The 12,175-nt window shown below is 42.9% G+C and carries 11 protein-coding genes; 3 read left to right on the top strand and 8 right to left on the bottom strand.

Features of this window, described 5'->3' with window-relative positions; translation table 11 throughout:
- Positions 1-22: 22 nt before the first annotated feature.
- The 8 genes from rseP to rpsB all read right to left on the bottom strand — a co-directional run bounded on the left by rseP (position 23) and on the right by rpsB (position 7,558).
- Positions 23-1,381 carry a sigma E protease regulator RseP gene (gene rseP, locus G5S32_RS11220; protein WP_165312088.1) on the bottom strand — a complete coding sequence of 453 codons (1,359 nt, stop codon included), beginning with the start codon at positions 1,379-1,381 and terminating at the stop codon, positions 23-25.
- On the bottom strand, positions 1,378-2,586 hold the full coding sequence (gene ispC / locus G5S32_RS11225) for a 1-deoxy-D-xylulose-5-phosphate reductoisomerase (RefSeq protein ID WP_165312089.1): 1,209 nt from the start codon (positions 2,584-2,586) through the stop codon (positions 1,378-1,380). The genes rseP and ispC overlap by 4 nt, the downstream gene beginning before the upstream one ends.
- A gap of 51 nt (positions 2,587-2,637) precedes the next feature.
- Complete coding sequence (locus tag G5S32_RS11230; RefSeq protein WP_165312090.1) at positions 2,638-3,480, bottom strand: phosphatidate cytidylyltransferase; 843 nt, start codon at positions 3,478-3,480, stop codon at positions 2,638-2,640.
- 15 nt (positions 3,481-3,495) lie between these two features.
- The gene (gene uppS / locus G5S32_RS11235) at positions 3,496-4,248 is read right to left on the bottom strand and encodes a polyprenyl diphosphate synthase (protein ID WP_165312091.1); all 753 of its coding nucleotides are present in this window, start codon (positions 4,246-4,248) and stop codon (positions 3,496-3,498) included.
- A 94-nt stretch (positions 4,249-4,342) separates the two neighbouring features.
- Entirely contained in the window at positions 4,343-4,900 is a 558-nt protein-coding gene (gene frr / locus G5S32_RS11240) for a ribosome recycling factor (protein WP_165312092.1), read from the bottom strand.
- 42 nt (positions 4,901-4,942) lie between these two features.
- The gene (pyrH, locus tag G5S32_RS11245; RefSeq protein WP_165312093.1) at positions 4,943-5,668 is read right to left on the bottom strand and encodes a UMP kinase; all 726 of its coding nucleotides are present in this window, start codon (positions 5,666-5,668) and stop codon (positions 4,943-4,945) included.
- 184 nt (positions 5,669-5,852) lie between these two features.
- Positions 5,853-6,695 (bottom strand): translation elongation factor Ts, encoded by an 843-nt coding sequence (gene tsf, locus G5S32_RS11250; protein WP_165312094.1) that lies wholly within the window; start codon positions 6,693-6,695, stop codon positions 5,853-5,855.
- Between the two features lie 131 nt (positions 6,696-6,826).
- Complete coding sequence (rpsB, locus tag G5S32_RS11255; RefSeq protein WP_165312095.1) at positions 6,827-7,558, bottom strand: 30S ribosomal protein S2; 732 nt, start codon at positions 7,556-7,558, stop codon at positions 6,827-6,829.
- 400 nt (positions 7,559-7,958) lie between these two features.
- On the opposite strand from rpsB, the gene map reads away from it, so the two are divergent.
- The 3 genes from map (at position 7,959) to G5S32_RS11270 (ending at position 12,107) form a co-directional block, all read left to right on the top strand.
- Positions 7,959-8,801 (top strand): type I methionyl aminopeptidase, encoded by an 843-nt coding sequence (map, locus tag G5S32_RS11260; protein ID WP_165312096.1) that lies wholly within the window; start codon positions 7,959-7,961, stop codon positions 8,799-8,801.
- A 139-nt stretch (positions 8,802-8,940) separates the two neighbouring features.
- Positions 8,941-11,565: a bifunctional uridylyltransferase/uridylyl-removing protein GlnD gene (gene glnD, locus G5S32_RS11265; RefSeq protein WP_246201099.1), complete on the top strand. Its 2,625-nt coding sequence runs from the start codon at positions 8,941-8,943 to the stop codon at positions 11,563-11,565.
- 161 nt (positions 11,566-11,726) lie between these two features.
- Positions 11,727-12,107 carry a DUF3461 family protein gene (locus tag G5S32_RS11270; protein WP_165312098.1) on the top strand — a complete coding sequence of 127 codons (381 nt, stop codon included), beginning with the start codon at positions 11,727-11,729 and terminating at the stop codon, positions 12,105-12,107.
- Positions 12,108-12,175 lie beyond the last annotated feature (68 nt).

The following is a 12,175-nucleotide window of genomic DNA, read 5'->3' on the forward strand; positions in this document are numbered from 1 at the left end:
CAGCTTTGCCATGGATAATCAATCACAGGCGAGTAAAATCGTTAAATAATGCAACTGCCATCAAAGAGAATATGATAGCGCCGCCAATTCGATAGCCCATTTCTTGTACTTTTTCTGGTACCGGGCGGCGAGTAACGCCTTCAATAGCAAAAAACAGTAGGTGTCCACCATCCAACATAGGTAGGGGTACCAAATTTATAATTCCCAAATTCACACTAATCAGTGCTAAAAAACCCAAGAAATAAACCAAGCCATAATCGGCTGTCGTTCCTGCGCCTTTGGCAATCGAAATAGGGCCACTTAAGTTATTTAGGCCAACATCACCGACAATCAGTTTTTTCAACATATTGATCGTTAAACCAATAACTTGACCGGTTTTTTCGACCGCTTTACCAACCGATTCAAATACACCATATTGGAGATCAAAGCGATAGCTTTCAGGCCATTCTGCAACTTCAGGTGCGATACCAGCAAAACCGATCACTTTTCCTTGAGCAATATTCTTTGCTTGCGGAATTAAAACCAGCGATAACATTTCACCTTGTCTGTCTATCTTTAGCTGAAGTGGCATATTAGGGCTATTTTGAATAGCCGTTACGACCTGTTGCCAATCATTGATAGGGTTACCATCAATATGAGTCAGCACATCTCCTATCTGCAAACCTGCAAGTTCACCAGCACCACCTTGAGATACACTCAATAAAGACATATATATTTCAGGGGTATAAGGTTTAAAACCTAAGGCCTCCATAGCAGACTCTGATTCTGGGTCAAAGTTCCATTCAGACAGATCTAAAGTTTTAATTTCGTCGAGTCCAACACCTTGTTGAGAAGTCACTGTCATGGTCAATTGCTTATCACCGATATGGTCAATCAAGCCCATATTTACGGTTTCCCAATTCAGAGTTTCAACGCCTGAAACAGATTTAATTTGCATTCCAGGCTCAAGCCCCGCTTGAGCGGAGATAGAATGAGGGATGATTTGACCAATGACAGGTTTAACGGTTGGTACACCAACAAGAAAAACAATCCAATAGGCAAAAATAGCGAACAAGAAGTTAAATGCCGGACCAGCGGCTACAATAGCGGAGCGTTTCCATAACGGCTTTTTATCGAATGCGTAACCCTGTTCTTCAACTGAAACGTCGTCAACACGGCCATCGAGCATTTTAACGAACCCACCGAGCGGGATCATGGAGATACTGTATTCCGTACCATCCTTACCAACTTTGCTCCAAATCGACTTACCGAAGCCAATTGAGAATTTTTCGACTTTAACGCCACACTTTCTAGCTACCCAGAAATGTCCAAATTCATGCACCGCGACTAAGATGCCAAGGGCAACGATAAAGGAGACGAAATTCCACAGAATGCCACTCATAATATACGCTCTTTCAGTACTTGATTTGCTAGCTTGCGAGCCATTGTATCTAGCTCTAACAGGCTTTCCAAGTCATAGGAATGTAACTGGTTATTAGTACGACATGCTTGAGACAATACAGTTTCATTAATTCGAGCAATATCTGTAAAACGAATTTGCCCTTTCAAAAATGCCTCAACAGCAATCTCATTCGCCGCATTAAGTGAAGTGGTTGCATGCTGACCTTCATAACAAGCATCAATAGCCAATTTCAAGCAAGGATAACGTCCATAGTCAACCTCCATGAATGTCAGCTCACTCAGACGTGTAAAATCTAGCGGATTCACATTCGCACTGACACGATTTGGATAAGCCATTGTAAATGCAATAGGAGTCGCCATATCCGGCTCACCCATTTGTGCAATGACAGACCCATCTTTAAATTGCACCATGGAATGAATAACCGACTGAGGATGAATCAAGACTTTAAGCTGCTCTCTTGATGCATTAAATAGCCATTTAGCCTCAATATATTCTAAGCCTTTGTTCATCATGGTTGCTGAATCAACGGAAATTTTGGGTCCCATAGACCAATTGGGATGTGCAATGGCTTGTGCTGGAGTAACACTGGATAGAGAGCTGATGTCACTATAGCGGAAAGGACCACCCGATCCCGTAAGCAAAATATGCGACACACCATTAGAGGTAAGATCACAGCGACCAAGTTGAGTCTGAATCTTTGTAGGCAGGCACTGGAAAATAGCATTGTGTTCACTGTCGACAGGCAATAACTCAGCGCCATATTGTTCAACCGCATCGATGAACAGCTGGCCAGACATGACTAGCGCTTCTTTATTAGCAAGCAATATACGTTTACCAGCTTTTACCGCAGCCATGGTAGGCACTAAGCCTGCTGCGCCAACAATAGCGGCCATAACCGTATCGACTTCAGGCATTGAAGCTACGTGACACATAGAATCAACGCCATAAGACACTTCAGTGCCAAGTTTGAGTTCTGCTAACTGTAGAGAGAGTTGTTTTGCCGCTTCTGCTGTTGCCATGACTGCATATTTCGGCTTCCATATCAGGCAGAGCTCACGCATTTTTTCAACGTTAACACCCGCAGCTAAAGCAACAATTTCAAATTGTTCTGGATTTTCTTTCACTACTTTAAGCGTGCTAGCACCTATAGAGCCTGTTGCACCAAGAATCGTTAACTTACGCATAGCAAAACCGTTGTTAATAATAAAAATGGGCAAGACACACTTGCCCACCTGTTAAAGTATGAAGTAAAGAGAAGCGAAAACAGGGAATGCAGCGGTCAAACTGTCAATACGGTCAAGAACTCCACCATGCCCTGGGATAATGTTACTGCTATCTTTAATACCAGAAACACGTTTGAACATACTCTCGACTAAGTCACCTAGTACTGAAATAACAACCGTTAACAGAATAGTCACTAGCATCACAGGGACAGAGGTGAATTGAATACTAAATAGATCCGCAAATATCCAACCAACTAACATCGCTGCAACTACACCACCTAATAAGCCTTCAATAGTTTTATTAGGACTTACGGCGGGTGCCATTTTATGTTTACCGAAACTTTTGCCAACGAAATATGCACCACTGTCTGCTGCCCACACGATAAAGCAGACAAATAACACTAATCGAGCACCGTGATATGAATCTAAAGCGATATTTTCAGCACGAAGGAACACTACACTCCAAAAAAACGGAATGAGAGTAAGAAGCCCAAAGAGGTGGCGCAGAAAGCTGGAGTTTTCCCACCAAGGGCGAGACTTAGGGTAGCTTATTGCTAAAAAGCTGGAAAATAGCCACCACAGACTACCAATGATGAGTAACACATAGTGAGAGTCATTAAGAGAATGAAACGAGATCCCATCGGGAGCCAGCCAGACGTAGCTTGCTATACCTACAATAACTGCAGGAACTAATGCAAGATAACGAGAAGAGGCATTAACAAATTGAGTCCATTCCCAAGAACCAATAATAGTCACAGTCGCTAATGCAACCATGAACCAAGGAAGAGAGAGATAAAAAATGGCTAAAATCACCAAAGGTGCAAGTATGAGCGCTGTAATTATTCTTTGCTTCAAACTTTAAATCCTATTTTATTTTTCCATCAATGCCTTGATTTGTTCACCAGTGCAACCAAAACGGCGCTCGCGATTAACAAACCAAGTCACTGCTTCAACTAAACTTTCTTCGCCAAATTCTGGCCAATAAGTCGGAGTGAAATACAATTCAGCATAAGCCAACTGCCACAACATAAAGTTGCTGATGCGGCATTCGCCACCAGTACGAATCATTAAATCAACGGCTGGAATATCAGACATAGTTAGATGTTCGCGGATAGTTTCTTCAGTTATATCCGAAGGAACCAACTCACCGTGGGCAACTTTTTCAGCAATACTTCTGGTTGCCTGTGTAATATCCCACTGACCACCATAATTCGCTGCGATATTAATCAACATCCCTGTATTATCTTTTGTCAGTTCTTCTGCTTGAGCAATTTTGTTTTGCAAGCGTTCACTAAAACGACTTTTGTCGCCAATAATACGTAGGCGTAATTTATTTTTATGCAGCTTCTTAACTTCCGTTGTCAGAACTGTCATAAACAGCTCCATCAACAACCCTACCTCATCTTCAGGACGGCGCCAGTTTTCACTACTAAATGCGAATAACGTGATGGCTTTAATGCCTAAACGAGCTGCTGTAGAAATCGTTTTACGAACCGAAGATACACCATTCTTATGTCCGAAAACACGAGGTTTGCCCTGCTCTTTAGCCCAACGACCATTGCCATCCATAATGACAGCGATATGTTGTGGTAAAGCTTCTTGAGAGAGTTGCGAATTTTGCATAAGGAAGTTTTGACGATAAAAAGATGATGAAGAGTAGCATAGTTAAACGCTGTGCTGCGAGCACAGCGTTTATATTATTGAAAGTTATGAGAGATTAAACTTCCATCAGTTCTTTTTCTTTTGCTGCAAGAACTTCATCGATTTTCTTCACAGCTAAGTCTGTTAGTTTTTGAATTTCGTCTTGTGCTTTACGATCTTCGTCTTCAGAGATTTCTTTATCTTTAAGCAGCGCTTTAAGATCTCCGTTTGCATCACGACGAATGTTACGAACAGCCACTCGACCGCCTTCCGCTTCACCACGTACGATCTTGACTAGATCACGACGACGTTCTTCTGTTAGTGGCGGAAGTGGAACACGGATGATAGTACCCGCTGACATAGGGTTCAGACCTAGATCTGATGCCATAATAGCTTTTTCCACTTTTGGCGTTAGCTCTCGATCAAATACAGTGATTGCTAGCGTTCGTGCGTCTTCAGCAACAATGTTTGCAACTTGTGTTAAAGGCGTTGGAGCACCGTAGTACTCAACAGAGATGCCAGAAAGTATGCTTGGGTGAGCACGACCAGTACGAATCTTAGAAAGGGTGTTCTTTAGTGCTTCAACACTTTTGTCCATACGCTCTTGAGCGTCTTTTTTAATCTCATTAATCACAATTTCACCTTAATTCTTGTTTCATCTAGAGAGTGATCATACTTAGGCGCTGATCAGCGTACCTTCCGCTTCACCCATAACCACACGGCGTAGAGAGCCAGGCTTGTTCATATTGAATACACGGATTGGCATGCCGTGATCACGGGCCAATGTAAATGCTGCTAAATCCATTACTTTCAGTTCTTTGTCAAGAACGTCACTGTATGAAAGTTTATCATACAATTGCGCATCAGGGTTAGCTACTGGGTCAGCAGAGAATACACCGTCAACTTTGGTTGCTTTTAGTACGATATCAGCTTCGATCTCGATACCACGTAAGCATGCTGCTGAATCGGTGGTGAAGAATGGGTTACCTGTACCAGCTGAAAAAATAACAACACGGCCACCACGTAACTGGCTGATAGCATCTGCCCAGTTGTAATCGTCACATACACCGTTCAAAGGAATAGCAGACATTACACGAGCATTTACGTATGCACGGTGAAGTGCATCACGCATTGCCAAACCATTCATTACTGTCGCTAACATCCCCATGTGGTCACCCACAACGCGGTTCATACCTGCTTTAGCCAGACCAGCACCACGGAATAAGTTACCGCCACCGATAACAACACCCACTTGTACACCAAGCTCTACCAGTTCTTTCACTTCTTGAGCCATACGATCAAGAACGGCTGGATCGATACCAAAACCTTCTTCACCTTGAAGCGCTTCACCGCTAAGTTTTAACAGAATACGTTGATATACTGGTTTAGGGTTCGTTGTCATGGACTTTACCTTCCAAAGAGAGTTGTTGATTAACAGTCATGAATAGGCTTACTCAAGTAAGCACATTCGTCACGGTTAAACAGTTCGCTTAGTTATACAAATTAGCTAACTAAACATTCACTGGCTTATTCGTGAAAAGACCGTAGCCTTGGCTACGGTCTTTTTATAAGCGATTCGCTAAGGATTAACCTTTTTGAGCCAATGCTACTTCTTCTGCGAAGCTTAGGCCTTCAGCTTTCTCGATACCTTCACCTACTTCTAGGCGTACGAAAGTAACTACAGAAGCACCACGCTCTTTAAGGATTTCACCAACAGATTTCTTAGGTTCCATTACGAATGGTTGACCAGTTAGAGAAACTTCGCCAGTGAATTTCTTCATGCGGCCTTCAACCATTTTCTCTGCGATTTCTTTTGGCTTGCCTTCGTTCATAGCGATTTCAACTTGAACTTCACGCTCTTTAGCAACTACGTCAGCAGGTACGTCTTCTGGGTTAACGTATTCTGGACGAGAAGCCGCTACGTGCATAGCAACGTGTTTTAGAGTTTCTGCATCGCCTTCACCAGCTACAACCACACCGATTTTTTCGCCATGACGGTAAGAAGCTAGAGCAGCACCTTCAACGTATTGTACGCGACGGATAGCTACGTTTTCGCCGATTTTAGCTACTAGAGCAACGCGAGTTTCTTCAAATTTAGCTTGTAGTTCTTCAACAGAAGCTTTAGAAACTAGTGCGTCTTCAGCAACTTGGTTAACGAATGCAGTAAAGTTAGAATCTTTTGCTACGAAGTCTGTTTGACAGTTAACTTCTAGAAGAACAGCTACACCGTTTGCTTCTTTAATAGCGATAGTACCTTCAGCAGCTACGTTGCCTGCTTTTTTAGCAGCTTTAGCAGCGCCAGACTTACGCATGTTTTCAATCGCTAGCTCGATGTCACCGTTTGTTTCAACAAGCGCTTTTTTACATTCCATCATACCTGCGCCAGTACGTTCGCGCAGTTCTTTTACTAGAGCAGCAGTAACAGCCATTCTCTATTCCTCAGTTAAATTCTGGATAAGGTAAAAATTGAGGGCCTACATTATCGGCCCCCAATACTAACTATAACCTAGCATATGTTTCAGTTTTTGACGCATACACTAAGTGAGACTCGGAGCCGCTATTATTCAGCTTCTACGAAACCGTCTTTTTCAGCAACTACAGCAGCTACGTCTTTGTTACGGCCTTCATTTACAGATTCAGCCGCAGCGTTTAGGTATAGTTGTACTGCACGGATTGCGTCGTCGTTACCTGGGATAACGTAGTCAACGCCGTCTGGATTAGAGTTAGTATCAACAACCGCGAATACTGGAATACCTAGGTTGTTTGCTTCTTTAACTGCGATGTGCTCGTGATCAGCGTCGATTACGAATAGAGCGTCTGGAAGACCGCCCATCTCTTTGATACCACCAAGAGATTTCTCTAGCTTCTCCATTTCACGAGTACGCATTAGAGCTTCTTTCTTAGTTAGTTTGTCGAAAGTACCGTCTGTAGACTGTGCTTCAAGATCTTTTAGACGCTTGATTGATTGACGAACAGTTTTCCAGTTAGTTAGCATACCACCTAACCAACGGTTGTTTACGTAGTATTGGTTGCTTGCAAGAGCAGCTTCTTTAACAGCTTCAGATGCAGCGCGTTTAGTACCTACGAAAAGAACTTTACCTTTTTTCTCGCCAATTTTAACTAGCTCAGCTAGAGCTTCGTTGAACATTGGTACAGTTTTTTCTAGGTTGATGATGTGAACGCGGTTACGAGCACCGAAAATGAATGGCTTCATTTTTGGGTTCCAGTAACGAGTTTGGTGACCGAAGTGAACACCAGCTTTCAGCATATCGCGCATTGATACAGTTGCCATTATAAAATCCTCTATGGGGTTAGGCCTCCACATCCCCCATGCATCCGACTCCTAAGCTAATACTTGGAGCACCCCGGAACACGTGTCGGAATGTGTGTGATTTAAGATAAAAGTTAATGGACCAAACTCTGATTCGCCGTTAAAGAAGAAAACAGACCTTGATTCCGGCGCGCTTTATACCATATTTTTCACCTTTATGGCTAGAAAAAAATGCCTTTCACTTGCTGACTGTTGACTCTCACTCAAGTGAAAAAACGATAAATAATGCGCTACCCTTAATGATAGTCGATGACGATCAAAACAATTCTTATTTGAGTGTTTCCTTGCGCTTCCACTTTCCACTGATACAATAACGCGATTAGCACGCACCAAGTGCAAACATGTATATAGAGTAAAGCTGATGTCTGTAAAAATTAAGAATGCTGAAGAAATAGAAAAAATGCGCGTTGCTGGCCGCCTAGCAGCAGAAGTTCTAGAAATTATTGAACCTTATGTAAAACCAGGTGTGACCACTGAAGAGTTGGATCAAATCTGCCACAAGCATATCACTGAAGTTCAAGGCGCAATTCCAGCACCTCTCAATTATCATGGCTACCCTAAATCGATTTGTACCTCAATCAATCACATCGTGTGTCACGGTATTCCTGCTACTCAGGATACTACGTTTGGTCAAATCTCTCGCCCAGCGGTACTGAAAGATGGTGATATTCTTAATATTGATATCACGGTTATCAAAGACGGTTACCATGGCGATACATCGAAGATGTTCCTTGTTGGTGAGGTTTCGCCTGCAGATAAACGTCTATGTATGGTTGCTCAAGAGAGCTTGTACCTATCACTGAAGAAAGTGAAACCAGGCATCCAACTTGGTGAAATCGGTACAACGATTGAGAAATACATCAAGACCAACAATAAGAATAACCCAAGCACGAAATTTTCTATCGTACGCGACTACTGTGGCCACGGTATTGGTGCTGGATTTCATGAAGAGCCACAAGTGGTTCACTACAAAAACAGCGATCGTACTATCCTTCGCGAAGGTATGACATTTACTATCGAACCAATGATCAATGCTGGTAAATTCGGCTGTCGTTTAGATGACGAAGATGATTGGACTGTATACACAGCAGATGGCAAGAAATCGGCTCAGTGGGAACATACTATTTTAGTGACAGCTGACGGCTGTGAAATCCTAACGTTACGTGCGGAAGAATCACTACCACGTTTCTTAGTTAACGCTTAAACGCCGACAAAATTGAATCTCAACAAAAATATCCCTGTTCGCAGGGATATTTTTTTATCTGTTACTATCTGGTAGATTCATTTCAACAAATATTTAATTGTGATCTCAAAAACGAGATACCAGCATGGATGCTTTAACTATGCCTTTTCAGTCTCCCTTAACTTTTTCTGATGAACAACTCACCATTAGTGAGTTAAAACAGCAGCTCGAACATTTTGCTCAATATCAGAAGCAAGAGTTTTTAAACCATCACCCTGTTACCGATCTCGTTCTCGGACGTTCGGAGTATATGGACTTACTCCTTCATCGTTTATGGCAGCATTTCGGTTTTATGGACATTGCGGAACTGGGTTTAGTCGCGGTAGGCGGCTACGGACGAGGAGAGCTTCATCCACTGTCAGATATCGATATTTTGATCATATCGAACAACAAAATCGCTGAGGAGACCGAACGAAAAGTCAGCGAATTTATTACCCTGCTTTGGGATCTACGCTTAGAAGTGGGACACGCAGTTCGCACCGTTGATGAATGTTCAGAAATTGGTCGTGCTGATTTAACGGTTGCAACCAATTTACAGGAGGCTCGTCTACTCGCAGGCAGCGAGGAGACCTTCCACCGTTTAAAAATGCTGATTCACTCCGAATCCTTCTGGCCAAGTGAAACTTTCTACAAAGCTAAGATTCAAGAGCAACGAGAACGCCATGCTCGTTATCACGATACGACTTACAACCTTGAGCCTGACATCAAATCTACCCCTGGTGGTCTGCGCGATATTCACACCTTAAGCTGGGTTGCTCGCCGACATTTTGGTGCTACCTCCCTTTATGAAATGAGCCGCTACGGTTTTTTAACAGATGCAGAATATCGCGAACTGGTTGAATGCCAAGATTTCTTGTGGCGTGTGCGTTTTGCTCTGCACATGGAACTTAAACGTTATGATAACCGCCTGACTTTTGGCCTTCAGGCTCAGGTAGCCGAACATCTTGGTTTCACCGGTGAAGGTAACCGCGCAGTTGAAATGATGATGAAAGAGTTCTATCGCACCGTTCGTCGTGTTGCGGAGCTCAACAAAATGCTCCTCAAACTGTTTGATCAGGCCATCCTAAATAATGGTGAAGAGTGCGAACCAGAGATTCTAGACGAAGATTTCCAACGTCGTGGTAATTTGATTGAGGCTAGAAAACCGGCCTTATTCCAAGCAAGACCTGAAACGATTTTGGATATGTTCCTGCACATTGCGAATGACTCAACCATAGATGGTGTTGCTCCGGCAACCATGCGCCAATTGCGTACTGCGCGACGTCGTTTAAACAAGTTTTTGCACACAATCCCAGAAGCTCGCGATAAGTTCATTGAACTGGTTCGTCATCCAAATGCGCTGCACAGAGCTTTCAGCTTGATGCATAAACTAGGTGTACTAGCTGCTTATCTGCCGCAATGGAGCCAAATCGTAGGTCAGATGCAATTTGACCTGTTCCACGCCTACACCGTTGATGAACATAGTATCCGCTTGCTCAAGCACATTAACACCTTTAGTGACCCTGCAAACCACGATAAACATCCAATCTGTTGCGAGATCTATCCTAAGTTGCAGAAAAAAGAGCTACTCATTCTTGCTGCGATCTTCCATGACATCGCGAAAGGACGAGGAGGAGATCACTCAGAGATCGGCGCGGTAGAAGCCTATGATTTCTGTATTGAACATGGGCTTTCAAAACCAGAAGCCAAACTGGTCTCTTGGCTGGTGCTCAATCACCTTCTGATGTCTGTCACAGCACAGCGTCGAGATATATACGATCCTGAAGTCATCATCGAATTTGCGAAAAAAGTGCGTGACGAAGAATACTTAGAATATTTGGTATGTTTAACCGTCGCTGATATCTGCGCGACCAACCCTGAACTTTGGAACAGTTGGAAGAGAACCCTGCTCGCTGAGCTTTTCTATTCCACTCAGCGAGCTCTACGCCGCGGATTAGAGAACCCTGTGGATGTGCGTGACCGTATTCGCCACAACCAGCAGCTTTCTTCAGCTTTACTGCGCAAAGAAGGCTTTACCAGCAGAGAAATAGAACTGCTGTGGCAACGTTTTAAAGCAGACTACTTCTTACGCCATACCCATAAACAAATTGCATGGCATTGTACCCACTTACTGCGTCATCAAGATCCAACGCAGCCTTTGGTTTTGATGAGTAAGAAAGCCACTCGTGGTGGTACAGAAATATTTATCTACACCAAAGATCAACCGTCTTTATTCGCCAAAGTGGTTGGTGAACTGGATAGACGTAACCTTAACGTTCACGATGCACAAATCATGACCAGCAAAGATGGTTATGTACTCGATACATTTATGGTGCTTGACCAAAATGGAGCCGTAATTGAAGAAGCTCGTCATCAAGCGTTAATCAAGCACATTATTAATGTGCTTAAAAATGAAAAAGTGCTCGAACTTAAAACTCGTCGTCTTCCTCGTCAATTGAAGCATTTTACTGTTAAAACTAAGATCGACTTTTTACCTACGAGAAGTAAGAAACGCACACTTATGGAATTTGTGGCACTCGATACGCCAGGGCTACTTGCGACCGTAGGTGCAACATTCTCCGAGCTAAACTTGGATCTTCATGCTGCGAAGATCACTACAATGGGTGAGCGAGCTGAAGACTTATTCATTCTAACTAGCCCACTCGGTAATAAGCTCAGTGAAGAAGAAGAGTCACTTTTACGCGAACGATTAATTGCCAATGTTTCGGAGCTGGCACCTGATTAAAACTGTTACAAATAGCGATCTTGTCCACAAGTTAATCGATTTACGCAAAATCAGCTATCTAACACACTTCGAGACTGCTACATTTAACTCAGGGTCTGTGTAAATTTCAAACTATTCAGATCCTGTAAAATTGATGTAAAACACAAACCTAGAGGTCGCTTATGTTTCCACACCTCAATGGCTTAGGAATCCAAGATCCTAGCCAGATAGAACGCTACTCTTTACGCCAAGAGGCGCAAAAAGATGTGTTAAAAATCTACTTTAAGAAGCAAAAAGGTGAATTATTCGCCAAAAGTGTAAAGTTTAAATACCCAAGGCAGAAAAAAAGCGTTTTGGTTGACAGTGGAAGTCATCAATATAAAGAGATCACAGAAATCAACCGCAACTTAACGTTGATTATTGATGAACTCAACAAAATAACCCGACCAGAGACACCAGAAGAAATCGATGTAAAACAGAAGATTTTGAAAGATCTTCGCCACTTGGAGAAAGTGGTTGCAAGCAAGATAGCGGAAATCGAAGCAGACCTCGAAAAACTTTAGTGCTACGTAAGGCATTAGGTATCAAAGAAACGGTTAGAGAAAAGGTTCCCAAAGGGAACCTTTTTTAG

It is taken from the genome of Vibrio ziniensis (assembly GCF_011064285.1).
Classification (GTDB): domain Bacteria; phylum Pseudomonadota; class Gammaproteobacteria; order Enterobacterales; family Vibrionaceae; genus Vibrio; species Vibrio ziniensis.

Bases quoted from the DNA above. Each gene is read 5' to 3' on its own strand.
- map (WP_165312096.1), top strand. From the start codon at position 7,959: ATGTCTGTAAAAATTAAGAATGCTGAAGAAATAGAAAAAATGCGCGTT.
- ispC (WP_165312089.1), bottom strand. From the start codon at position 2,586: ATGCGTAAGTTAACGATTCTTGGTGCAACAGGCTCTATAGGTGCTAGC.
- uppS (WP_165312091.1), bottom strand. From the start codon at position 4,248: ATGCAAAATTCGCAACTCTCTCAAGAAGCTTTACCACAACATATCGCT.
- tsf (WP_165312094.1), bottom strand. From the start codon at position 6,695: ATGGCTGTTACTGCTGCTCTAGTAAAAGAACTGCGCGAACGTACTGGC.
- pyrH (WP_165312093.1), bottom strand. From the start codon at position 5,668: ATGACAACGAACCCTAAACCAGTATATCAACGTATTCTGTTAAAACTT.
- G5S32_RS11270 (WP_165312098.1), top strand. From the start codon at position 11,727: ATGTTTCCACACCTCAATGGCTTAGGAATCCAAGATCCTAGCCAGATA.
- glnD (WP_246201099.1), top strand. From the start codon at position 8,941: ATGCCTTTTCAGTCTCCCTTAACTTTTTCTGATGAACAACTCACCATT.
- rpsB (WP_165312095.1), bottom strand. From the start codon at position 7,558: ATGGCAACTGTATCAATGCGCGATATGCTGAAAGCTGGTGTTCACTTC.
- rseP (WP_165312088.1), bottom strand. From the start codon at position 1,381: ATGAGTGGCATTCTGTGGAATTTCGTCTCCTTTATCGTTGCCCTTGGC.